We start from the raw sequence: 24904 nt of genomic DNA, 5'->3' as shown, positions 1-24904 counted from the left end.
ATTTTTTAGAGAAAATAAAGTCATTGGTCAATGATGACAGATTGAAATTTTGACTTTTTTTCATTACACCAAAAAATACATTTGGATATTTGAATATTTAAAGAAGAAATAAAGAAAGTGGTCGGTGATGCAAGATTCGAACTTGCGACCCCTTGGACCCAAACCAAGTGCGCTACCAAGCTGCGCTAATCACCGATTTTCACAATTCCCACTACATTGGCATGTAATGAAATAAAGATGGGGTGGCTAAAGGGATTTGAACCCTCGACAACCGGAATCACAATCCGGGGCTCTACCAACTGAGCTATAGCCACCATAATACATTTTTACATTTACTTTTTAGTATGGCGCGCCCTGCAGGATTCGAACCTGCGACCCACGCCTTAGAAGGGCGTTGCTCTATCCAGCTGAGCTAAGGGCGCACATTTACCTACAAAAGCTTTACTTTAAAATTCTAAAGAATAAAAAAGTGGTTAGTGATGAAAAATTCAAACTTTCGACTGAACTTGACGACACTCAAACCAAGACTTGAACTTTCTAATATTCTAGAAAGAAAAAGTGGTCGGTGATGCAAGATTCAAACTTTCGACTGAACTTGACGACACTCAAACCAAGACTTGAACTTTCTAATATTCTAGAAAGAAAAAGTGGTCGGTGATGCAAGATTCGAACTTGCGACCCCTTGGACCCAAACCAAGTGCGCTACCAAGCTGCGCTAATCACCGACATCCGTTAAAAATCAAACTAAATATTAGCTGCTTTCAACGGATGCGGATATTACCGAGTTGCGTCAGCCCAGTCAAACCTTTTTTTTTAAAAAAAACGTGTTCGCCTAATTTTAATGCAACTTGGTCAATTGTTGAATCAAAACCCCCTTATTTGGCTTTCTATCATTTATGTAATCTATCATAACTATAATTTCAAACAGCGGTTATAACACGCAAGTGTGTTAACTGTTATTTATACCTACTACTCAGTCTACCTTTATGGCAAAATAGCGCTGTTTTATCACTATTATTTAAATAATATATTTAAGGTCAAGTATAAGCATTATGACGGCATCATTAATTGACGGCAAAAGCATTGCCAAACGACTAAGAGATTCAGTAAAAGAAAAAGTTAATATACGCATTAGCCATGGTCAAAGAGCCCCTGGCTTAGCTGTTATTCTAGTAGGGTGTGATGCGGCTTCTCAAGTTTACGTTGGTAGTAAACGTAGGGCTTGTGAAGAAGTTGGCTTTGTTTCTCGCTCATATGATTTGCCACCTACCACCTCACAAGATGAATTATACCAATTAATAGATGAACTCAATAACGATGACACAATCGATGGTATTTTGGTGCAACTGCCTTTGCCTGAAACCTTAGATGCGAACTTGATCATAGAACATATTCACCCCGAGAAAGATGTTGATGGTTTCCATCCTTTTAATGTTGGTAAACTCGTTCTGCGTCAACCCGGATTACGCCCTTGTACTCCAAAAGGTATTATGGAGCTTATCGAGTCAACGGATATAAGCCCTTACGGTTTAGAAGCTTTGGTAGTTGGCGCTTCAAATATTGTTGGCCGTCCAATGACGTTAGAGTTATTACTGGCTGGCTGTACTGTTACGACTACGCACCGGTTCACTAAAGATCTTGAAGGGAAAGTGAGAAATGCTGACCTAATTGTTGTCGCAGTTGGTAAACCCGCCTTTATTCCCGGTGAGTGGATTAAAGAGGGTGCAATTGTAATTGATGTAGGCATTAACCGTTTAGCGTCTGGAAAACTTGTTGGTGATGTCGATTTTGATATCGCTAAGAATAAAGCAGCTTTTATCACTCCCGTTCCGGGTGGTGTTGGCCCAATGACCGTAGCAAGCTTGATTGAAAATACGCTTATTGCTTGTGAGCAATTTGGGAAATAAATGGACAATACCGCTCATCCTGAGCGTGAGGGACGAACAGTCGAAGGACGACAAGCTTCCTTCGACAAGCTCAGGACAAACGGATTATAGGTTATAGATTAAGGTAAACCGTTCGCCCTGAGCGTGAGGAACGAACAGTCGAAGGGTCTAAAGGCTAAGCTTTACGCCAAGTCGTTTTACCTGCACTATCTTCTAGCACAATATTCATCGCATTTAACTTATCTCTTGCATCATCTGCTAATGCCCAGTTTTTATCCACACGCGCTTGATTACGCTGTACAATTAGCGCTTCAATAACCGCAACTTCATCATCATCATTTTGACCTTGTAAAAAAGATGATGGCGCCAATTGTAATAAACCGATGACACCACCCAGTGCTTTTAACGTAGCAGCAAGTTTTATTGCTTGTTCCGCGTTATCATCTTTTACTACATTGAGTTCTTTAGCAATTTCAAATAATACCGCAATAGCTTGTGGGGTATTAAAATCATCATCCATGGCTTGGCTAAATTGCACTACATAAGGTGATTGTTTATCTAAAACAAAGTCTTCAGGCACATTAACATCTCTTAGCGCTGTATAAATACGCTCTAATGAAGAACGCGCTTGGCTCAAGTTGTCTGTTGAGTAATTTAACTGGCTACGATAGTGCCCTGTTGTTAAGAAAAACCTTACTGTTTCGGCATCATACTTAGCTAACACGTCACGTATAGTAAAAAAGTTACCAAGCGATTTAGACATTTTTTCTTGATCAATTTGTACCATACCCGTGTGCATCCAATAATTCACATAAGGTGTATCAAGCGCACAACAGCTTTGCGCAACTTCATTTTCATGATGAGGAAATTGCAAATCTGAGCCTCCACCATGAATATCAAAGTGGTTCCCTAGCTCTTTAGCATTCATCGCTGAACATTCAATATGCCAACCGGGGCGCCCCTCTCCCCAAGGTGATGACCAACTTGGCTCACCCGGCTTAGCTGACTTCCATAACACAAAATCTAACGGGCTATTTTTTGTATTATCCACTTCAACGCGTGAGCCCGCTTGTAATTGTTCTAAGTCTTGACCACTCAACTTGCCATAATTGTCATAACTCGACACATCAAATAAAACATCCCCTTTGCCGGTTACATCCGCGTCAATACCAGCAATATAAGCATGTTTTTTAGCGACTAGCGTTTCAATCATCGCAATAATTTCAGCCATATGCGTGGTTACTCTAGGCTCAAGATTAGGACGCGCCATATTTAAGGCATCAAAATCTTCATGCATGTAACCAATAGTACGCTCAGTTAATTCATCAGTTGTTTCATTGTTTTCATGAGCACGATTAATAATCTTATCTTCAACGTCAGTGATATTACGTACATAATTAACCTCAAAACCAGAGAAGCGTAAATAGCGAGCAATGTTATCAAAGCTAATGTAAGTGCGTGCATGACCAATGTGGCATAAATCGTAAACAGTACAACCACAAACATACAATCCTACTTTACCGGGGTTAATTGGGGTAAAAACTTCCTTTTTACGGGTTAGGGTATTGTATATCTGTAACATGAGAATTAACGACTCCACTTAAATAAAAAATTGAATATTCGAATTAAAAAAAGATTGTACCTCAAGCATCCTTTTGGATCACCATAGCAGATGCACTTTATCTTAAGTTAAGGTACAATTTGGCAAAATTTATTTGCATGCCCAACTTATTAAGAGAATCTTATGATTATTTTCAAAACGACCCTTGGTGATATTAAAATTGAATTAAATTTCGATAAAGCACCAAACACAGCTAAAAACTTTCAACAATATGTAGAAGAAGGTCATTACAATGGCACTATCTTTCACCGTGTGATCAAAGGGTTTATGGCACAAGGTGGTGGTTTTGCTCCTGGTTTAGATGAAAAACAAACCCGTGCTAGCATTGAAAACGAAGCAAATAATGGCTTAGGTAATAAACGCGGAACTTTAGCGATGGCACGTACACAAGAGCCACATTCAGCTTCCGCTCAATTTTTTATCAATTTATCAGACAATGATTTCTTAGATTTTACAAGTGAATCTGTTCAAGGCTGGGGCTACTGTGTATTTGGCGAAGTTGTTGAAGGCATGGACGTAATTGATAAGATGGCACTTGTAGAAACAGGCAATATGTTTGGTCACGGTGATGTTCCTAAAGACGATATTTTAATTGAATCTGCACTTGTTGAATAACTCGGTAACCTTTTCAACTAATGAATAGTACTCTCCAAGAAGTTACCTACTTCATTGCTGATTTGCATTTAGCACAAAACAGGCCCGACATGACGGCCTGTTTTTTACGTTTTTTGCAAGGTGAAGCGACCCAAGCACAGCGACTTTATATTTTGGGTGATTTATTCGAAGCTTGGATTGGTGACGATGACGACAGCCCTTTTTTATCCACTATAGCCAAAGCATTGGCTACCCTATCAGCCCTTGGTACTACTATTTACTATATTCATGGTAATCGTGATTTCTTACTTGGAAAGCGCTTTGCTAAAAAATCAGCAATGATCTTGTTACCTGAGGTTGATTTAATCGATTTATACGGAAAAAGTGTTGTTATTATGCACGGTGATACGCTGTGTACTCGTGATGTTGGCTATCAAAAGTTTCGCAAAAAATCACGTTCATGGTGGTGGCAAGCGCTAATAAGAAGCTTACCTTTATTTGTCCGTAAAAAAATAGCGGCTGACTACCGAAAAAAAAGTGCAGCAGCAACAGCGTTTAAATCACAAGATATTATGGATGTAACACCTGACGAAGTAGTTAAATGTCTTGAAAACTACCACAGTCAGCTATTAATACATGGCCATACTCACAGACCTGCAGTACATGAGTTAAGTGCTAATAATGAAGAGGCTAAACGGATAGTGCTGGGTGATTGGTATGAACAAGGTGCTTGGCTTAAGGTTACGCCAACAAGTATGCAATTAATGAATAAGCCGTTAACGTAAAGTACATCGAGACTGATAACCTTAATTCACTGTTATACCAAACACATTCAATCGGTTCGATTCAGAGTAACTCGATTAACCACTTAGACTTGTGTAACAATTTAAGATTTTACAGGTAAACCACTGTGAAATTTAAAATCACTATCTGGAGTAGATATTAATTCAGCCTCTACTTTACCAAAGTGAGCTATTCGTTCAGATATATCTTTACCTGCTACCTGTGCAGCCAGTGATAAATAATCTTGGTAGTGACGGGCTTCAGAGCGTAATAAAGAGACGTAAAACTTATTTAAATCATCATCTAAATGCGGCGCCAACTTAGCAAATCGTTCACATGATCTAGCTTCGATGTAAGCCCCACAAATCAGTTTATCAATGAGTGTTTCAGGTTCATGTGTTGTGACATGTGTCATCATTCCTTTGGCGTATCGACCCGCCGTAATATTCTCATATGGAATATTACGGGCATTCATTATTTCTAAAACTTGATAAAAGTGATGTAGCTCTTCTTTAATCAGTAGCACCATCTTATCGATTAAATCTTGCCCTATTGGAGAATTGTTTTTTGGCACTATAGACTTTGAAAATTTCAACTTACTAGCCAAATCTTCAAGCTTCCCTTCTTTTTTATAGACAAACTTCTCATATGGCTGTAGCCAGTTTAGCAATTCTTCACCACTTTTTTTATCTACAGCATACTTGCGAATAAGCCACATCCCTGTTTGAGCTGCTTTTAATTCGCACACGAGATGGTCTAATAATATGACAGGTAAATTTTCAGGTTTTGCCGCTTTTTCAATCCACTCTTGCGGTGTTTCACATTGTAAAAATGACTTGATCGGGCTTAATAATTCTTCAATATTCATCAAAAGGTACAGTTAATACTTCATATATTCATTCTAACCTTTTGCAACGTAACTTTACTATACTGGATCAAAAAATATGATTTTAGGTGCTTATATTAACATCAAATGTTTATTCGTTTGATGAGAGGCTCTCATTACGCTTATAATAATTTAAGCCATTTAGACGTCTAGGCGTAAAAAAGCTAGAAGAATGACTTTAGAAAGAGTAGAATCTGCGCATTATTATTGTATTACTATCAATTTTTACATTTTAGCGCAGGTTTTATATGGCTGTAATTAATTAAGCTGCTGTATAAAATCAAAATATGAATGCTAAAATGCAATCTGCTGAGGATTTATGTCTACACACTTTTTCACTTCAGAGTCTGTTTCTGAAGGTCATCCCGATAAAATAGCCGACCAAATTTCTGATGCGGTTTTAGATGCCATTATTGCTAAAGATAAATTTGCCCGTGTTGCTTGTGAAACCATGGTTAAAACCGGCGTTGCTATTATTTCAGGCGAAGTGAGTACCAATGCTTGGGTTGATTTAGAAACTATTACACGTAATGTTATCAGTGACATTGGTTACACTTCTTCTGATGTTGGTTTTGATGGTGCTACTTGTGGCATTATGAATTTAATTGGTCAACAATCACCTGAAATTGCCCAAGGTGTTGATCGCTCTAAACCAGAAGATCAAGGTGCTGGCGATCAAGGCTTAATGTTTGGTTATGCAACTAACGAAACTGAAACTTTAATGCCTGCTCCTTTACATTACTCTCATCGCTTAGTTGAGCGTCAAGCTGAAGCGCGTAAATCAGGTATTTTACCTTGGTTACGCCCTGATGCTAAATCGCAAGTTACCTTTGTTTATGAAAACAATAAACCTATCGCGATTGATACCGTAGTATTGTCAACTCAACATAACCCTGATATTAAGCAAGAAGATTTAATTGATGCGGTAATGGAAAACATTATTAAGCATGTATTACCAGCAGAGTTCTTAACTGAAAATACGAAATATCACATCAACCCAACAGGTAGTTTTGTTATTGGTGGTCCTGTAGGTGATTGTGGCTTAACCGGTCGTAAAATTATTGTAGATACTTACGGCGGTATGGCGCGTCATGGCGGCGGTGCATTTTCAGGTAAAGATCCATCAAAAGTAGACAGAAGTGCGGCTTATGCTGGTCGCTATGTTGCTAAAAACATTGTTGCAGCCGGACTTGCTGACAAATGTGAAATTCAAGTGTCGTACGCAATTGGTGTTGCTGAGCCTACCTCAATTTCAATTGATACTTTTGGCACTGGCAAAATTGCTGAAGAAAGGTTAGTTGAGATAGTACGCGAACATTTTGACTTACGCCCTTATGGCATCACTAAAATGTTAGACTTATTACACCCTATGTACCAGCAAACTGCGGCATATGGTCACTTTGGTCGTGAACCATTTGAAATGACTGTTGGTGATGATACCTTTACTGCCTTTAGTTGGGAAAAAACTGACAAGGCTGATGATTTGCGTAAAGCTGCGGGAATCTAAAGCTAACGGTAAACAAAAGAGTGTTCACATTTATCATTACCTAAAAACCAGCATTTTTGCTGTTTTTTTCATTTATAAACAAAAAATAGTGCAGTCTATTCACCATACCTAGTATTCCCGTCATTCCAGTTATGTCTTTGCCTACAGGACGTAGGTACTTAGCTTTGGTCTGGAACTACAAAGCTGAAGCTGGAATCTCAGTGTTTAAAACTCTAGACTCCCGATTTAAAGACCTCGGGAGTGACGATAGGTGAATAGCATTTTTGCTGGTTTTTTCATTTATAAGAAAAAATATAGTTAAGCCTCCCCATTGTTTTTTAACCCCTTAACCCCTATCTTGTATCTATCTTATGACGAATAAAGTAAGCCTTGCCACACTATGTCCAAAACACGAATTTATCAAAGTACAGATTTTATTGTAAATAGCACGGTGAAATTATCTGATGATGCCTTTGGTCATATGGTGAGAGTTTTACGTTTAAATGAAGGCGATATAGTTACCTTATTTAATGGCAACAAGCCTAATGGTAATGAAGCATTTCAATATACTGCCAAATTAGTCGATGTTAAAAAGAAACAGGCTAGTGTTGAAATAATCAGCGAGGAATCGGTGAATAACGAATCACCATTGAATATTCATTTAGGTCAGGGTATTTCACGTGGCGACCGTATGGACTTTACCTTACAAAAATCAGTTGAACTTGGGGTCAATAAAATCACGCCATTATTTACTGAGCGTTGTGGGGTAAAACTATCAAGCGAACGTTTCGCTAAAAAACGAGAACAATGGCAAAAAATAGTGATCAGTGCTTGTGAACAAAGTGGCCGATGTGTTGTTCCTTTGGTTGCTGAGCCTATGCCGTTACAAGACTGGATTAATGAGCAAACAACCGCTTTAAAGCTTAATTTACATCCTAAAGCTGAACATTCCATAATGTCATTACCAATGGATAAACCAGCCAGCGAACTTAGCGTTAGATTATTAATCGGCCCAGAAGGCGGGTTAACGGATGAGGAAATAAGCCAAGCAAACCAAGCTGATTTTCAAGATATATTACTTGGTCCAAGGGTATTAAGAACAGAAACAGCCGCGCTTACCGCAATTACCGCGCTGCAATGTCGCTTTGGCGATTTAAAATAATATACAGATAGGATAGAAAATAACAATGGCACAATCTGAAAAAATAAAACTCGGTATCGTAATGGATCCTATTTCTGAGGTTAAAGTAGTTAAAGACTCTTCCATGGCAATGATGCTTGAAGCCCAAAAGCGTGGTTATGAAATTTATTACATGGAGATGCAGGATTTATATCTTGATCAAGATCAAGCGAGAGCAAGTACACAAAAGGTAAAAGTATTTGATGATGCTAACCATTGGTATGAATTATCGGATCAACAAGATATCGCGTTAAGTGAGCTTGACGCTATTTTAATGCGTAAAGATCCACCTTTTGACACCGAATATATTTATGCAACCTACATGCTTGAGCGCGCTGAAATAGAAGGTACATTAATCGTTAACAAACCACAAAGCTTGCGAGACTGTAATGAAAAACTATTTACCGCTTGGTTTGCTGACTTAACGCCTCGCACGTTAGTCACACGAAATGACAAACAAATTCGTACTTTTCATCAAGAGCTTAAAGACATTATCATCAAACCACTTGATGGCATGGGCGGCTCATCAATATTTCGTATTAAAGAAGATGATGCCAACGTGGGTGTTATCATTGAAACATTAACTAACCATGGTCAACAATACGCCATGGTACAAGAGTATATGCCGGAAATTGTTGATGGCGATAAACGTATTTTAATTGTAAATGGTGAGCCGATGCCATACTGCTTAGCACGCATTCCAGCACAAGGAGAAACCCGGGGTAATTTAGCTGCCGGTGGTCGAGGCGTTGCTAGGCCATTAAGCCCAAGTGATAAACTCATTGCTGAAACCATCGCCCCTGAGCTGAAGAAGCGTGGATTATATTTTGTCGGTTTAGATGTTATTGGCGATAAAGTGACTGAGATAAATGTTACTAGTCCAACCTGTATACGAGAAATAGAAGCCGCTTACCCTATTAATATTAGTGGTAAATTGATGGATGCTATTGAAGAAAACATTAGAAAAAAATAGTGAGTTCCGATCAGAATACCCTTGGCAGTTAGCGTTATACCAGTTTCACTAACTTTGTGATATTGGCTTTAATAGAGGTAGAAATGGATAGTTTAGAAAATCAATTTTTAATTGCCATGCCTTCACTAGGTAATGACTATTTTAACAAAACCGTCACCTATATTTGTGAGCACAATGATGAAGGCGCCATGGGTTTGATTATTAACATGCCTGTTAATATCACCTTGCATGATTTATTAAAACAAATTGAAGAAAATGATAATGAACAGGCAAGTGAAAACAAAGCCACACTTGAACCTGAAGAGAAGCCTGCATCAGTGGAGAACATCGGCTTAGATCATAGCTTAGAGCAACTGGTACTTTCTGGTGGCCCTATTTCCCAAAACCGTGGTTTTGTGTTGCATCGAACTCAATCTGGTTGGAATAGTTCTTTAGCGCTCAGTGATGACATCATGATCACCACCTCTAAAGATATTTTGCTCGCATTAGGCACAAAAAAAGCACCGGAACAGTTTGTAGTCACCTTAGGTTATGCTGGTTGGGGGCCGGGTCAATTGGAAACCGAATTACAAGCTAACTCTTGGCTAACCATTGATGCCGATAGTGATATTTTATTTAATACCCCAATTGAACAACGCTGGCAAAAGGCGACTGAAAAGCTGGGTATTGATATTGCGCATTTATCTTCGGATATTGGCCATGCATAACAACAGTCGTTAGTTATAACTTACGAGTAGCGAAGTACGGTTGAGTAACGAATGATTAGCAACCGATAAACATTTAGGTAAATACAGTGGCAAAAAAAAACAGCCCTATTGGTCAACGCACCGTTATCGGCTTTGACTTTGGTAAAAAATATATTGGTGTAGCAGTTGGTCAAGAAATTACTGGATCCGCTTCCCCTATAGGTTCAATTAAAGCCAACGATGGCATTCCAAACTGGGATTCATTAGCGAGTTATTTAAAAGAATGGCAACCTGATTTTATTGTTGTTGGCCTACCGCTTAATATGGATGGTAGTGAGCAACAAATAACCTTAGATGCGAAGAAATTTGGCCAACGTATCGCTGGTCGTTTTGGAATAAAAGTTGAATTTCAAGATGAAAGGCTAACGACTGCCGATGCGAAAGAGCAGTTATTTTCTCGTGGCGGTTATAAAAATTTAACAAAAGATAATATCGATGCCGAATCAGCTCGATTAATTATTGAAAGTTTTTTTGAACAAAGCTACGGCTAATAAAAAAAGAGTTTCGGTGTATTCATTATGAATATCATTGCTATCATATCACCACTAATTTTAGTGGGTCTGCTCGGGTTTATCTGTACAAAAAGTCGTTGGCTAAGCCGTGAGCAACTTAACACATTAAGCAAGTTTACTTTCTCGATTAGCATTCCTGCTTTTTTGTTTTATCAAATGGCAAAAGCTGATTTTAGCAGTGATGTCAGTCCACAATTATTCGCTGCATTTTATCTGCCTGTATTAATTTGCTACTTAATTGCTTGGCTAATAAATTATTATTTTTATGGGCATAAAGTCAATAAAAAAACCGAACAGTCTTCTCATAAAAATAGCGCTGCTTCTGCAGTTTTTGCTTTAAGCGCTAGCTATTCAAATAACGTCATTGTTGGCTTACCTGTATTATTAGCCGTTATTGGTGAACAAGTGATCATCATTGTTTTTCTTATAGTCACCATGCATAGCGCAATGTTATTTACTTTAACCGCTGTATTAGCAGCAAAGAATACTAATAAAGAAAAAAACAAAAACAAATACTTCTATTGGCTTGGTTTTATTAAGCACACGTTAAATAACCCGCTCATTATCAGCATACTGACAGGCTTATTGGTTAATATATTAGGAATATCTTTACCTGATTTTTTACAAGAAAGTTTAACGTTAATCGGGAAACCCGCGATTACGTTAGCATTATTTACTTTAGGGGGATCATTAACCTTTTATCACGTACGCAAAGAGTTAACGTTCATAAGCATAGCTTGTGTTAGTAAATTAATTTTATTACCCATTTTAGTTTATATAACAACGCATTATATTTTCAGTCTTCAACCACTCACCATTACAGTATTGGTCATATTAAGTGCCTGCCCTACGGCGGTAAATGCTTATTTAATTGCTTTAACTCATCAACAACATCAGCAAACCGTAGCGGGTACTGTAGTAGTAAGCACCTTACTGAGCACAATAACCATTCCTTTATGGTTGAGTTTACTACTGTAAAGTTTGCTTCTATAACAAAGTTATTGACTTGTGACTACGCCTCATTATTGAGGTTGGTCTCATTGACCATAGATTAATTTTTATGAAAAACAGCCTTTCAATCATAATATCTGAGATTCAGTGAACAATGTTTTGGATCACTTTGGGCGCTAGAGAGCGGAAGCTAGGAGTGGTAATATCAAAGCTTCCGTTCCTCGCTAAAAGACATTAGGCTTAATATCTTCGTGGTAACGTTGAGTACAATTTTAATGAAGTTCAATTTGAGAAAACATAATAATAAAGGTTAAAATAATAGTTTCATGTTATTTCAAACCTTTACCAACAATAATGTATTTTATATTTTTACCACAAAATCGGCCATATCAACGATGAAGCGATATAGTACCTGTTTCATCTAATATACCCTCTTCTTCATCAACAATATGAATATTTAATGTGCCAGACGAAGGTATACCTCCCGTTAAGACGTAGGTGTCTACAAAAAACTCAGTTGTTACCACCAACGCACCTAATGAATTTATCGCCCAAGTACAATCAAATTGACCATCAAAATCTTGAACAATACCAGTACCGTCGGGTGAAAAATGATAAGCAAGAAAACCTGATGGATTAAAATTGATCCTAAAGTCCCCACCAGATACGGCTTTATGAGTAAATATATTTTCTCCTACTTTTGTTATTTTACCTGTTTCATTTAATATACCTTCTTCAATATCATCAATATGAATACTTAATGTGCCTAATGTTGAATTACCTGACGTTACGGTATAAGTATCTTCAAAATCTTCAGTTGTTACAATTAATTGTCCTGAGGAATTAACTTCCCAGGTACAATCAAATTCACCATCGAAATCAGCTACACTACACGCACCATCAGACGAAAAATGATAAATAAGTGAACCCTCAGCTTGATCAAAATAAACTTCAAATGAACTACCAACAAGCTCTGCTGTCGTTAATGCAATTAAATTATTCGTCAATCCTAGTGAATTTTTAAAATGTTCGGTTGCTTCTTCAATGGTTATTAATATTAAAATAGTTGTATCTTGTCCCGCATTGGCAAGTAAAGTAAGTACATCTGATGACGATGAAAAATCCTCAACCGTTTGCGTAAAATCAATTGAAGGCACTGCTGATGATTTTGCCAGTTCGGTAATACTAATACCATCACTTGAATCGCCATTTTGGTCGAGAGATTGCAGTAATCGAATAATATTAACAACCATATTATTTGTTATATCTTCCGTATTGGCTAAATCAAAAGGCGTTACAATAGGACTAGCGTTTATAGTAGGAAATACAAGATCACCAATAAAGAATGTGACTGTCTCCCCTGCTAAATACTGATACTGCCCTGCTGAATTTGTAATTCCTTCTAACGTTTCTGTTCTATAGCCAATATTGATAACTGCACTGTCTAGAAAAACACCTGTTTTTATTGCTGACTCATCTGAAGAACCACCACAGCCCATTAATAAAAGCACCGCAATAAACACTGATAAAATATTCCTACATAGTTGTTTTTTAGAGTTATTTATATTCATCGAGAAATTCCTTCTTATAATTAGTTTTATTACCACTTCTGAGTTTAGCTAATATAAGTAATTTAACCTCCCCCCAATTGGGTGGAGGTTTTCTTAACAAAATTTGCTACCTTTTAGCGGGCTAGCTATACCCAAAGAACAATTTCATAACGGCTTGAAATTTAATCGACTTTGACAAATACAATGATGCTATCGTATCAATCTACCAAGCTTCTATTGATCCACAACATTGGGATGTTGCGTTGCAAGGTGTCTGTGATTATTTTCAATCCGAAAGAGCAGGACTATTTAGCCAAAATCCCTACACTAAACAAGTTAAATCAATCGCTTTTTTGGGGTTAAAGGAAGGCTATTTAAAAAGTTATGGGGATTATTACGGGCACATTAACCCAACCTTTACGGATCACTCAGAATTAATAGCGGGCGTTATGTTCACAGAGCAAATTTTCAATGCTCGCCGCCAAGATGAAAATTTCTATTGCCGCACAACATTTAATAATGAATGGATGAAACCGCAGAATTTTTCACATGCAGCTGGCGGTATGTTAATCGCTGATGGTCATAATACACTGCACTTCACCTTGTTACGCTCAGCTCAACAAGGCTTATACACCCTACAAGAATTACAAGCACTGGGCGCATTTTCAAAACATATCAACAAAGCGGTACAGCTCTCTAACGTTTTTGAACGAACAAATTATCGAATGCAAAATGCTGAGCACCTATTGTCAAATATGGGACACGGTATTTTAATATTAGATAGTGATAAAAATGTATTGGAAATAAACCAAAGTGCATCAAATAGTATAGAAAAAAATCCTTTTCTATCAATACAACAAGGGAAATTTACCGCGAAAAACTCGAGTTTTAGAAAAAAATTTAATGCCGAATTAAAACAAACCATGATTAACGCAGTACTTAATAAAGAGATCCCACTACGTCTTAACCTACCTGAATATGAAAACCTCTTGTTAATATTAATGCCGGCTATGCCGAGACTACAATTACAATTTGATCTACCTGTAGTTCTCCTAATTATTAGGGAAAGCGCAGCTGAAAATCCAATAAATATGCAATATTTACAACAGAGTTACAATTTAAGCCTTTGTGAGACACGATTAACCAAGTATTTAGTTGATGGTTCGAGTTAAAAGGTGCAGCTTTTGAGATGAGAATAAGTTATGAAACCGCTCGTTGGTATCTTAAATATATTTTTGAAAAAACGGGAACACATCGTCAAGTAGACTTAATTCTAAAAATTAATATAGATCCCGTTGCACGACTTGCTACATAACTATCCCCATACCATTATTCACCACATGACAGCAGGATGATACTTAAGGCGGCCAGTAAATTTGGTTATTACACAGTCTGTAGCAAAAGTGATCATATTAACATTCAATTTGATTGGTGATTGGTAACCTCAAATATAATACGTAGTCACAAATCACCTAAAAAACGTTTATACTTAACAGGTAAGTTGACTGATTAGCTAATTTATAAAATGCGCTATAGCAAGTGATATCATCATGACAACACAATTACCTAGTATTAATATTAAAGCGCAAGCCAGCCATCATGCGATATTTTTGCTGTTAGTTGGCTTCATACTATTATTGTTAACCTTATTAGTTAGCCAGTATTATTGGCAATCATTGAGATTAGTATTAATGTTTGTTTTTTTAGTGGCTTTAGTCGTGATGATTACTGGAGTGACAAAGTATTTACAACCACAATTTAGTTATCATATAACACCAAAAAAATTAGAATATATGCATATATACGGTAGCTGGCAACTTTATTGGCAACAAATTCAAGCAATAAAGCCTATTCGAGAAGTATGCGGAATCACCCCTATTGACTTACCTTACATCGGTATTCGTTTAGTTAATTTAGAGTCACTAGCGCAACAAATATCACCTAGATTAGCTAACAGGCTGATACATGAACAACAACCTTTACTCAAGTTTGCTTATGTACAGCAACTCTTATCATTAGAACAAATTCAAATTAATTTTACGCCATTTACGGTGCAATCTGGTTTGAACATTTCAGGGCCAATAGCCGCATTTTTGCATCACTGTCAAAGCTTACACTCAGCACTAGGCTACCACTTGTATCTTCCTGAAACGAGTATGGATAGAGAACTAAATGACTTCCATCAACTATTAAGACAGTGCCAGAATGCATCACAACATTATGATAAAGACTTAACACACGGGCATATGCTCAACCATTAAATCAATAAAACACCTAACTTTCGGTGATAAATGCTGTCGACTAGGATAAATAGCATAAACGTTGATAATAGGTGCAGGATAATCACTAAAAAGTATTTCTAACGACTTATCTTTAAGCTCCTGCTCCATAGCAAACTCTGGCAAACGACAAATCCCATGCCCAGCTTTTACCATAGCCAATTCCATTTGCGCACTATTACAGAGTAATTTAGCCGAAACATCGACTTGGATATCATGGCCACTAGGGTCAACATAATGCCAACGTTTAGGTGTTTTTAAATTGCTGTAACAAAGGCATTGGTGTTCAGACAGTTGCGCTGGTTTAGTCGGCCTACCAAAGCGCTGTAAATAATCACGAGACGCTACGGTATAGCTTTTACAACTATATATTTTTCGACAGACTAAGCTAGATTCTTCCAATTGATCTGTCGCCCTGATCACTAAATCAAAGCCCCCTTGAATAAGATCAACACGACGATCATTTAAATCAAGCTGTAGTTCAACCTCTGGATAGCATTGTAAATATTTTGATAAAAAATCTTGTAAATAGCCTTGAGCAAAAGCAACGGGACAACTTATTTTTAATACCCCTTTTGGCTGAACATGGCTTTGGTTTAGTAAGCCTAAAGCATCCTCAGCATCTAATACCAGTTGCTGACATTGTTCAAAATAGACTTTACCTTCAGGCGTTAAACTAAGCGAACGCGTAGTACGGTTTAGCAAGCGAACGGCTAGTCGGGCTTCGAGCTTGTTAATTGTTTTACTGATATACGAATTAGAATGCCCAGTCACCTCAGCAGCCTTAAAAAAGCTACCGCATTTCACCACTTGGGTAAAAATGATAATGCCATCGAATAATTTACTGTCTTTGCTATTATGTGTCATATGGAAATAAATAAATGCTTTTTACTATATTAATTACGATAAGCTTGTAATATATACTAATCATCATTAACTTACATTAACGGAAGCCATCTCATGAAATTATTAGCCTTTGCAGCAAGCAGCAGTTCAAAATCAATCAATAAGCAACTTGCCACTTATGCAGCTTCACAAGTTAAACATAGAGATGGTGTTGAAGTTGAAATTTTAGATATTAACGACTATGAAATGCCATTATTTAGCCAAGATAAGGAAGAAGTTCTAGGTCAGCCGCAACAAGCATTAGATTTTTTCGCTAAACTAGGCCAAGCAGATGCCATTATTATCTCTTTTGCTGAGCATAACGGTTCTTATTCTGCGGCTTATAAAAACCTTTTTGATTGGACTTCACGTATCGATCAAAAACTTTTTCAAAATAAGCCAATGGTATTATTAGCAACATCGCCGGGCCCTGGCGGCGCAGGTTCAGTGTTGGCCGCAGCAACGGGATCGGCACCTTATTTTGCTGGTGATGTTAAAGCGAGCGTATCTGTCCCTAGCTTTTATGATAATTTTGATAGCGAAAAACAAGCATTAACTAATCCTGAATTAGTCGATAAATTGCAAAGTGCGCTGTCATTGTTAAACGTATAACTTCAGCTAAGAGTGATCTTGTAAGTAATAAATAGCACGACTCAAGGTGCACAAGACTGTTTATTAAATCGCAAGCTTGTGCTTTTTCACCGCAATGGTAGCAAGTAAGCAGGCGCCATCAAGCGCATCACCTTTTGCGCTAACTAACAAACGTTTAGTTGTGGCTGACAACAACGTTTGGGTTGACTGAGCAAGTCCTCCCAGCAAAACGACTGGCAGTGTGGTATCAGCACGTGTATCCCTAATGAGCGATTCAACACTGGCGACATGATTATCAATGATATTTTTCGCCACGGGACAGTCAGATTGGTGTTGAGTCACCAAGGGTGATAACTGAGCAAAATCAATAGGCTTTGCGTTTGCTAACCAAACAGCAATAGCCTGACGTGTTATCACATGACTATCTTGAGTATTAATAAAAGCAGCAACCGCTTTAGCTAATTGACTCTGCGCATAGCCAAAATATTCAAATTCAGCCACTAAAGCTTGAACACTATGGTAACCCAGTTTAGCGCCACCACCTTCATCACCAATGAGAAAACCCCAACCGCCAACTAAGTGCTGAGTTAACTTACCCTGTTCATTTAACTGTAGGCGCATCCCTACAGAGCCAGTACCTAAAGCAACTACAGCAACCTCGCCGCCATTATTTGCCCCATAGGCAGACGTGGTAGCATCACTACAAATATCGAGGGCGATAAAGCGATGCGCGAGTATTTCTTGCAACTTAGCAACAAGATCGCTATTACCTGCACCCGCCAATCCAAAAATAGCAACCACCTCAAGTGATTGACAATCTGCTTGTTCGATTAGATCATCAATTAACGCGTTTAATACCTTCACCGCACCCGTAAAATTATTCGTTAATGATGATGGACCAGAAGCTGCTTGCCATTGCTCTTGAGTCGTTAAGTTAATTAAACGAGCGAGTGTTTTAGTACCACCGCCATCAACGCCCAAAATATAGTTAATCTTATTACTAACTTGTTTTTTATTTTCCAATGCCATTAGGCATGCACCTCAAGTTTATTCTCATGACCAGAACTATATGGCGTATCAACAATATTACGCGTGCCTAACAAACAAACCAAGGTAGAAATAAAAGTCGCAATGCATAGCTTCCAGGTAAAGGCTAAGTCAAAAATCAACTCTGCTGGTAAATACAATGTTTGAATATAAGGTTGAAATATTAACGTAATAACAAAGCCCGTTATTAAGGCTGCGGTTACCGAGCGCTCACTGCCTCGTTTGGTAAATAGCGCAGTAAAATAAACACCCAACAAGCCACTATAAGAAAATAGCATAACACTCAAGGCGAAAGCTAATAGTGGTGTATCTGTATGCTGTTGCCAGTAAAAACACAATACTGCCATCGCAGCTAACGCAACAGCAACAATAATCATGCTGACTTTACCTGCCTTAACATAATGACTATCAGCAAACTGCAAGCCCCTTTGCTGGTTAAAAGGACGATACAAATCTTGCACCAATACTGATGACATTGAACTTAGACCTGAATTCAATGTAGACAAGGCTGCCGCAATAATACCTATAGTCACCAAACCACGGACACCTGAGGGTATTTGATTAAGAACATAGGACATAAATACTGTCACTTTTGCACCATCAAATGATGTCATCGCGGTTGCCGCGCCCTCTCCCATTAAGTCAGGACGTTGATAAAAAATAAATAACAATAAGCCGATAACCAAAAACAACAGCATAACGGGAATAACCATCACTACAGAAAATAACATCGCTTTACTGCCGTCTTTAGCTGTTTTGCATGTTAACACCCTTTGAGTCATATCTTGATCTAAACCAAAAGCGGCAATATTGAGTAATAAAAACCCTGTGATAGATGACCAAAAACCAAACATGCCGGCGCTGCTAAAATCTAAATCGAAATTAAATAACGTTAGTTTTGAGGTTTGAATAAAGCCTGTAGTGTTAACTGCTGGCTCTTGCAGCGCAGCAACAATCGTTGAAAAATCGGCAGGAATAGCGATAACTAAAAAGTAAAGAACAAATACCGCAGCACTGACATAAACGATCGCTTGAATGACATCACTATAAATAACTGCGCGTACGCCACCAAATACTGAAAATAACAAACCAATCACAGTAATAATAACGGTTGCATACACAATACTTTGTGCAGCAATATCACCAAATAAAATCATCGCCACGGCAATGGCCGCCATATACAAACGAGCGCCACTGGCAAATACACGACCAAACAAATACATAATACCGGCATGCTTTTTTGCTCTCGGCCCTATTTGCTGTTCAAGCAATTCATAAACGGTAAAAACCTTGTATTGGTAAAATTTTGGAATAAGGTAAGCTGACACAAAAAATGCCGCGATAAAAGCGCCAATATTAGTCGCTAAATAAGATAAATCACCACGATAGCCCATATCAGGACCACCTAAAAAGGTTGCTGCTGATTGTGATGTTGCCAATACAGAAATAGACACCATCCACATTGGCATAGCATTACCGCCAAGAAAGTAATCTTCACTGCTGATTGATTTTTTGCGATTAACCCACCAGCCTGACAGCAATAAAATTGCGCCATAAGTGACAAATACCAACCAGTCTACACTTGTATATTCTGCGCTCATAAAAATCTTTACTCACTTAAAAATTACACTATTAATAAGTGGGAAATTTCACTAATTAATTTACCGAGGATAAAACCAAACGTTATTGCCATTTTATACTCATGACCATTGAAAACACTAAGTGCTAGAGGTCGACCAAACCATCAATCCTTTCAATACCTAAACCAGCCCCATCGCCTAAACTAATATTAGCAAGGTTAAAATTTACCCCGCCATGTACAGGATCGTATTGCCCAAGCGCTGGACCATCAAGGTCAATTTTAGTGATCACATTCGATTTTGATGCGGCTAAATGTGCTGCAGCTGCCACCCCTATGCTACCTTCAAGCATACACCCTATCATGCAATCAACATGATACGTTTGGCAAATATCCGCTATTTTAATGGCGTTGGATAAACCGCCTGTTTTCATCAATTTAATATTGATAATATCCGCAGCACCCGTGGTAATGAGTTCAATAACTTCTTTAGGGCCAAAGGCACTTTCGTCTGCCATTATTGGCGTTGAAACTCGCTCAGTTACATAACGCATACCAGCCAAATCATCCGCTCTAACAGGTTGTTCAATTAGCTCTAATTCAACCCCCACCGCATCAAGTTTTTGTATAGTAAATACCGTTTGTTTAGCTGTCCAGCCTTGGTTCACATCCAAACGAATTAATGCTTTGCCTTTAACTGCTTGGTAAATATTTTTTACTCGTTCAATGTCTTGGTGAATATCTTTACCAATTTTGATTTTTAGAATATCAAAACCTTGCGCTAATGCCTTTTGACTGTCACTGATCATTTTATCGATGTTATCAATGCTGATGGTGATATCCGTTTTCAGTTGGCTGCAACCACCACCCAACAGCTTATACAAAGGTGCTTGGTATAATTTTCCCCACAAATCAAAAAGTGCAATTTCAACCGCCGCTTTAGCGCTAGTGTTTTTAATAAGTGCCGACTGAACAATATTAGTCAACTCACTAAGTTCGCCAATGTCTCGACCAATTAATAATGGCTTAATCACCGTGTCAATCGCTGTCATCACTGAGCCATGAGTATCACCAGTGATCAACGGAGTAGCCGGCGCTGCGCCATACCCAACTTCCCCATTATCGGTTTCAATAATCACCACTAAATCGTCAATATTGGTTACAGTGCGAAGCGCAGTTTTAAACGGAGTCACTAGGGGTACTGTTAATTTGGCAAACCGAATATTAGTTATTTTCATCTCGTTACCTTTATCATCATTTAGCTCTAATACGCTTAATGTTAGTAATATTATTTACATAATCTTTTAAGGATTCATAATCTTTTAAAGGTAATAATGGCGTAACGGAAACACCATTTAGCGTACCACGGTATACTTCACCACGCTCATCAATGTAGCCCAAGCCTTTAACATCATGTATGATATAAGGCCTTGAATTATCCAGTCCTAAATACATCATCACATGGCCAGGTATATATATAAGATCGCCCACTTGCATCTGCTCGATCACTTTCAACTTATCTGATTTAGCTGCACCTATAGCAAAAAAGTGATTTTGACCATAATCACTTTTAGCCTGTTGACCCGAATTTCTTGGCATCAACAAACCAAAACTTTTGTAAATTTCACCAATAAAACCAGTACAGTCCCGACCATTATAATCGTGTCCCCAGCCGTAGCGTTCACCTAAAAACTTAAAAGATTGTTTTACTAAATTTTGCTTGGTAAAAGGTAAATAACCCACACGTAGATCTTGACTACGTGGTATTAGCACAAGTTTAAGCGCTAACTTACCATCAGACCTTCTAGTCGGTAGTTTAACAATAAAATTAGCAAACGGGTTTTGGCCATATAACGCATTACTATACTCACTACGTTTAGCCAAAGGTAAGCGTATGCCCATATCCAGTTGGATGTTTGACAGCGCCGCATGGTTTGGCACATGATTAGTAAAAACTTTACTGCCTGTTACCACAATAAAGTTTTCATCATTTTTAAAAGCTGAGATGTCAGTTTTGTTACCAATCGCGACATCTTTTTTTGGCATCCATGCAAGGTAATTATAGGCCTGCACTAAAACCCATTGTTCGTCCTTGCTCGCATGTAAAATAGCAACGGCATCACCAGGAAATAAACCACTTTCTTGAAACCGATCTAAATCTCTATCTTCTGTCGACTTAAAAACTCTGTCTAAGGTTGGAAATGTACGTAATATAGAGCGTCTAACCACTAAACCAAAGGTCACTGTGTTTTCAGCTTTGACAGCATTTTGGTTAGTACTTTCAATATAAGCTGCATAATCGTTTTGATTAAGCTGTTCGCCATTGTCATAAAAACGCTTTTGGTTTGAAGGCTTGCTAATACTGCGTATTTTTTCTAATAATTGAGCTTTAGTTAAACGCTCAACCATGGCCAGCGGATTAACAATATAAGGATTATTTTGCACTAAGTTTTGGTTGAACTGAGCGATGCTCGTTTGGCTCATTAAAGGGGTATTATCTTGTGCTAATTTATTCACCCAATGACTGGAAGATAAGTGTATTTCACTAATACCAATCACATCTGTACTGTAGTCTGACACGTGGGCAGAAACATTGAGATTTAACACAGATACCGACAATAAAGAGACTGTAAACAAGGCTAATAAATTCTTTTTTTTCATCGTGGTTCCTGTTTTGTTAAACGATAAAATCTAAATTAACACTTTTTATTTGAAAATATGGCTTGTCTAAAGACGTTTCTAATTCCAGCTAAATTCTGCATCTTAAAGTGGCTTTAATATAAACTAGAAAAAAATATTATGGCTGTTTATATTGAATAGCATTAAAGATTAGAATAGATTGTTCATTCTTAAAAAGTTCACTCTGTAAATAAAGACTAGGCACATGACAATTCAAACACACTTTCCGTATATTAGCAGCAAAATGTTTGCTGAAAACGTGGCCATTAGCGATATAGCAAAACAAGTAGGCACACCTTTTTACTGCTACTCAAATACCGCTATAAGCCAAAATTTTAAAGGTTATCAGCAAGCTTTTAGTGAACAAGATACGCTGATTTGCTATGCCGTAAAAGCAAATAGTAACCAAGCCGTGTTATCTACTTTAGCAAAACTAGGCTCAGGTGCCGACGTTGTCTCAGAAGGTGAAATTCGCCGCGCTCTCGCTGCTGGAATTCCCGCAGACAAAATAGTCTATTCAGGGGTCGCTAAAGTTGAATCAGAAATAGAATACGCATTAAACCAAGGCATTTTTCAATTTAATGTTGAATCAGAGCCTGAACTTGAACTCATTAGCCAAATTGCCACGCGGTTAAACACGACAGCTGCCATTGCTTTTCGTATAAACCCTGATGTTTGCGCGAACACGCATGCAAAAATATCTACCGGTAAAGCTGAAAATAAATTTGGTGTGCCAATAAGTAAAGCCCGACTAGCTTATAAGCAAGCAGCGTCATTACCTAATATAAAAGTTCAAGGGGTTGATGTTCACATTGGCTCACAATTAACCCAACTTGCCCCGTTTGAAGAAGCGTATAAACGTATTGCCCAATTAGTGACTGATCTTACAGAAGATGGCCATGAAATCAGCGTTATCGATATTGGTGGCGGTTTAGGTATTACTTACAGTGATGAAGTGATCCCAAGTAAAAAGGAATATGCTGCTGTTGCCAAAGCACAATTAGGCCACTTAGCCTGTAAAATCATCGTTGAACCTGGCCGCTCTTTATTAGGAAATGCCGGTATTATAGTATCGAGTGTGGTATTGATTAAAACAGGTGAGGAGCGTCAGTTCTTAATGTTAGATGCTGGCATGAACGATTTAATTCGCCCAAGTATGTATGATGCTCATCACGAAATATTAGCGGTAGATACGACAAATACAGCACAAAAAATTTATGACGTTGTTGGCCCCGTTTGTGAAACTGGCGATACTTTTTCCAAAAGCCGCCAAGTAAATGAATCAAAATCAGGTGATTTAATTGCCATTATGAGTTGTGGGGCTTATGGCGCAGTAATGGCGTCTACTTATAACACTAGAATGTTAGCGCCCGAGGTCATGGTAAAAGATAATGAATTTGCCATTGTCAGAGCACGTCCAACCTACGAAGAAGTCATTAACGCTGATTCAGTGCCAAGTTGGGTTTAAAAAGTAAGAAGCAAATAATACCAATTACAAAGGCATAATATATATATTATGATGCCTTTGTAATAATTAGTTCGAAACAATCAATCCGAAATAAAAATTAACACCAACTTACGTCATTTTCTGGTGCATTTAACTGTGCTTCAATATTGGCTAGCAACACTCGATAACCGACATTCCCGTACAATATTTGTCGACCATTGTCGATAATATAAGATGGACTACCTTTTAACTCCAATGCTTTTGCTTGTTGATAATTACGCATTAAGCCCGCCATAGCACTACCATCATTCATCGCTTTATTTACCCGATTACTATCAAGCCCTGCTTGTTCAATAATAGAAAACAACACCGATAAATGACTAATATCCTTTGCCTCAACAAAAAATGCTTCCCTAAATTTTAGCGCTAACTCAATGCTTTGTTGGCATGAATAAGTTAATTCAATGGCTTTAAGAACCAAATGAGGATTAGCAGAAGACACCGGACGAATTTTTGACCAAATATCACTATTAATATGAGCATCTTCATAAACAGAAGCTGACTCAATTACATGGGCAGAAAAACCGTCATAACCGCCTTTTTCTCGCCATTGAGTCGGTATTTTATTTATCGCATCACCAAATATATCTACATAGTGATAGCGTAATTCAATTTTATTGCCTAATTGCTTATTTAATTCATCAATACGACGTTGTGCGATCCACGCCCAAACACATAAAATGTCACTGTAATAATCAACAACTAACGGGCTACTCATCACTTATTTCCTTTTGGTAAAGTCATACCTAATATTAAAAGGGAAACTTGAACTTATATACCCGTGTTACTTCAAAATGCAGGATTCAGCTGGAATTAGAAACGTCTTTAGGCAAGGCATTGATTGAAGAGAATAGTTGTTCTATTGTCGAAATCAATAACGCTGCATAAAACGTTTCTAAACCTGCCCTATGGGCTGACGAATCCCCAAAACGTGACAGGCACAGCAATTTATGATCTTATGTAAGTCACCACAACACACATAAGTTACAACTGCCATGCCTGAGCCATTACTTTGCCATAAATATTTCAAAAACGCCTTATATTCTTTCAATAATGCCAGAATGAAAACATTGATGAGTTGTAGCGACGCATTAATAGCAGGTAATAAACTAACCTTGACAGAAATAGGAAGGAACTTGCCTGGCGCTGCGTATGTAAAGCATAAAATA

The 24904-nt window shown here is 37.9% G+C and carries 24 protein-coding genes and 4 tRNA genes; 14 read left to right on the top strand and 14 right to left on the bottom strand.

The genetic code is table 11. The features are described from left to right. Positions 1–118: 118 nt before the first annotated feature. From DWA31_RS10590 to DWA31_RS10575, 4 genes are all read right to left on the bottom strand, one after another. Positions 119–195: transfer RNA gene (locus DWA31_RS10590), tRNA-Pro, on the bottom strand. A 43-nt stretch (positions 196–238) separates the two neighbouring features. Further along, positions 239–314, bottom strand: a tRNA-His gene (locus DWA31_RS10585). A gap of 31 nt (positions 315–345) precedes the next feature. Then, positions 346–422 (bottom strand) — tRNA-Arg (locus tag DWA31_RS10580). A 226-nt stretch (positions 423–648) separates the two neighbouring features. Next, a tRNA-Pro gene (locus DWA31_RS10575) sits at positions 649–725 on the bottom strand. Positions 726–1052: 327 nt separating this feature from the next. Here DWA31_RS10575 and folD point away from each other — a divergent pair. Then, a complete protein-coding gene (gene folD, locus DWA31_RS10570; protein WP_114326559.1) occupies positions 1053–1907 on the top strand; it encodes a bifunctional methylenetetrahydrofolate dehydrogenase/methenyltetrahydrofolate cyclohydrolase FolD in 855 nt (284 codons plus the stop codon). Positions 1908–2061: 154 nt separating this feature from the next. Here the strand turns inward: folD and cysS are convergent, their stop codons facing one another. Then, entirely contained in the window at positions 2062–3468 is a 1407-nt protein-coding gene (gene cysS, locus DWA31_RS10565; RefSeq protein ID WP_114326558.1) for a cysteine--tRNA ligase, read from the bottom strand. Between the two features lie 162 nt (positions 3469–3630). On the opposite strand from cysS, the gene DWA31_RS10560 reads away from it, so the two are divergent. Together DWA31_RS10560 and DWA31_RS10555 are read left to right on the top strand one after the other, a co-directional pair. Beyond that, on the top strand, positions 3631–4122 hold the full coding sequence (locus DWA31_RS10560) for a peptidylprolyl isomerase (RefSeq protein WP_114326557.1): 492 nt from the start codon (positions 3631–3633) through the stop codon (positions 4120–4122). 20 nt (positions 4123–4142) lie between these two features. After that, positions 4143–4886, top strand: coding sequence for a UDP-2,3-diacylglucosamine diphosphatase (locus tag DWA31_RS10555; protein ID WP_114326556.1), 744 nt, complete (start codon positions 4143–4145; stop codon positions 4884–4886). Positions 4887–4987: 101 nt separating this feature from the next. Here DWA31_RS10555 and miaE read toward each other — a convergent pair whose 3' ends face one another. Continuing rightward, positions 4988–5752, bottom strand: a complete 765-nt coding sequence (gene miaE, locus DWA31_RS10550) for a tRNA isopentenyl-2-thiomethyl-A-37 hydroxylase MiaE (RefSeq protein ID WP_114326555.1) — start codon at positions 5750–5752, stop codon at positions 4988–4990. 337 nt (positions 5753–6089) lie between these two features. Between miaE and metK the strand changes: the two genes are divergently transcribed. From metK to DWA31_RS10520, 6 genes are all read left to right on the top strand, one after another. Then, positions 6090–7277 carry a methionine adenosyltransferase gene (gene metK / locus DWA31_RS10545; RefSeq protein WP_114326554.1) on the top strand — a complete coding sequence of 396 codons (1188 nt, stop codon included), beginning with the start codon at positions 6090–6092 and terminating at the stop codon, positions 7275–7277. Positions 7278–7656: 379 nt separating this feature from the next. Next, complete coding sequence (rsmE, locus tag DWA31_RS10540; RefSeq protein WP_114326553.1) at positions 7657–8418, top strand: 16S rRNA (uracil(1498)-N(3))-methyltransferase; 762 nt, start codon at positions 7657–7659, stop codon at positions 8416–8418. Positions 8419–8443: 25 nt separating this feature from the next. After that, positions 8444–9409 (top strand): glutathione synthase, encoded by a 966-nt coding sequence (gene gshB / locus DWA31_RS10535; RefSeq protein WP_114326552.1) that lies wholly within the window; start codon positions 8444–8446, stop codon positions 9407–9409. Between the two features lie 83 nt (positions 9410–9492). Next, positions 9493–10116, top strand: a complete 624-nt coding sequence (locus DWA31_RS10530) for a YqgE/AlgH family protein (protein ID WP_114326551.1) — start codon at positions 9493–9495, stop codon at positions 10114–10116. An 86-nt stretch (positions 10117–10202) separates the two neighbouring features. Next, entirely contained in the window at positions 10203–10646 is a 444-nt protein-coding gene (ruvX, locus tag DWA31_RS10525; protein ID WP_114326550.1) for a Holliday junction resolvase RuvX, read from the top strand. Between the two features lie 27 nt (positions 10647–10673). Continuing rightward, complete coding sequence (locus DWA31_RS10520; protein ID WP_114326549.1) at positions 10674–11645, top strand: AEC family transporter; 972 nt, start codon at positions 10674–10676, stop codon at positions 11643–11645. Between the two features lie 362 nt (positions 11646–12007). On the opposite strand, the gene DWA31_RS10515 is transcribed toward DWA31_RS10520, so the two are convergent. Continuing rightward, the gene (locus DWA31_RS10515) at positions 12008–13189 is read right to left on the bottom strand and encodes a hypothetical protein (RefSeq protein ID WP_114326548.1); all 1182 of its coding nucleotides are present in this window, start codon (positions 13187–13189) and stop codon (positions 12008–12010) included. Between the two features lie 242 nt (positions 13190–13431). On the opposite strand from DWA31_RS10515, the gene DWA31_RS10510 reads away from it, so the two are divergent. From DWA31_RS10510 to DWA31_RS10505, 3 genes are all read left to right on the top strand, one after another. Beyond that, entirely contained in the window at positions 13432–14340 is a 909-nt protein-coding gene (locus DWA31_RS10510; protein ID WP_114326547.1) for a hypothetical protein, read from the top strand. Between the two features lie 17 nt (positions 14341–14357). Next, a complete protein-coding gene (locus tag DWA31_RS17710) occupies positions 14358–14483 on the top strand; it encodes a hypothetical protein (RefSeq protein WP_281268629.1) in 126 nt (41 codons plus the stop codon). Positions 14484–14718: 235 nt separating this feature from the next. Further along, entirely contained in the window at positions 14719–15429 is a 711-nt protein-coding gene (locus DWA31_RS10505; RefSeq protein WP_114326546.1) for a DUF2982 domain-containing protein, read from the top strand. On the opposite strand, the gene DWA31_RS10500 is transcribed toward DWA31_RS10505, so the two are convergent. Further along, entirely contained in the window at positions 15400–16314 is a 915-nt protein-coding gene (locus DWA31_RS10500) for a LysR family transcriptional regulator (RefSeq protein WP_114326545.1), read from the bottom strand. The genes DWA31_RS10505 and DWA31_RS10500 overlap by 30 nt on opposite strands. A gap of 93 nt (positions 16315–16407) precedes the next feature. Between DWA31_RS10500 and DWA31_RS10495 the strand changes: the two genes are divergently transcribed. Then, positions 16408–16944, top strand: a complete 537-nt coding sequence (locus DWA31_RS10495) for an NADPH-dependent FMN reductase (RefSeq protein WP_114326544.1) — start codon at positions 16408–16410, stop codon at positions 16942–16944. A gap of 63 nt (positions 16945–17007) precedes the next feature. Here the strand turns inward: DWA31_RS10495 and DWA31_RS10490 are convergent, their stop codons facing one another. From DWA31_RS10490 to DWA31_RS10475, 4 genes are all read right to left on the bottom strand, one after another. Next, complete coding sequence (locus DWA31_RS10490; RefSeq protein ID WP_114326543.1) at positions 17008–17952, bottom strand: glucosamine kinase nucleotide-binding domain-containing protein; 945 nt, start codon at positions 17950–17952, stop codon at positions 17008–17010. Next, entirely contained in the window at positions 17952–19571 is a 1620-nt protein-coding gene (locus DWA31_RS10485; RefSeq protein WP_114326542.1) for a sodium:solute symporter, read from the bottom strand. Before DWA31_RS10485 ends, DWA31_RS10490 begins: the two co-directional genes overlap by 1 nt. Positions 19572–19695: 124 nt before the next feature. Beyond that, complete coding sequence (locus tag DWA31_RS10480) at positions 19696–20787, bottom strand: dipeptide epimerase (protein ID WP_114326541.1); 1092 nt, start codon at positions 20785–20787, stop codon at positions 19696–19698. A gap of 16 nt (positions 20788–20803) precedes the next feature. Then, positions 20804–22210, bottom strand: coding sequence for a C40 family peptidase (locus tag DWA31_RS10475; protein ID WP_114326540.1), 1407 nt, complete (start codon positions 22208–22210; stop codon positions 20804–20806). A 223-nt stretch (positions 22211–22433) separates the two neighbouring features. Between DWA31_RS10475 and lysA the strand changes: the two genes are divergently transcribed. After that, complete coding sequence (gene lysA, locus DWA31_RS10470; RefSeq protein WP_114326539.1) at positions 22434–23696, top strand: diaminopimelate decarboxylase; 1263 nt, start codon at positions 22434–22436, stop codon at positions 23694–23696. A gap of 97 nt (positions 23697–23793) precedes the next feature. On the opposite strand, the gene DWA31_RS10465 is transcribed toward lysA, so the two are convergent. Next, positions 23794–24453, bottom strand: coding sequence for a DsbA family oxidoreductase (locus DWA31_RS10465; RefSeq protein ID WP_114326538.1), 660 nt, complete (start codon positions 24451–24453; stop codon positions 23794–23796). Positions 24454–24630: 177 nt separating this feature from the next. Then, a partial coding sequence (locus DWA31_RS17310; protein ID WP_210725584.1) for a hypothetical protein occupies positions 24631–24904 on the bottom strand: 274 nt, incomplete at its 5' end.

Origin of the sequence: Candidatus Colwellia aromaticivorans (assembly GCF_003333305.1) — a bacterium.
In the GTDB taxonomy this organism is placed as follows: Bacteria; Pseudomonadota; Gammaproteobacteria; order Enterobacterales; family Alteromonadaceae; genus Colwellia; species Colwellia aromaticivorans.
Note: the sequence above shows the minus strand (reverse complement) of the source record. Positions and strands in the feature narration are given on the sequence as shown.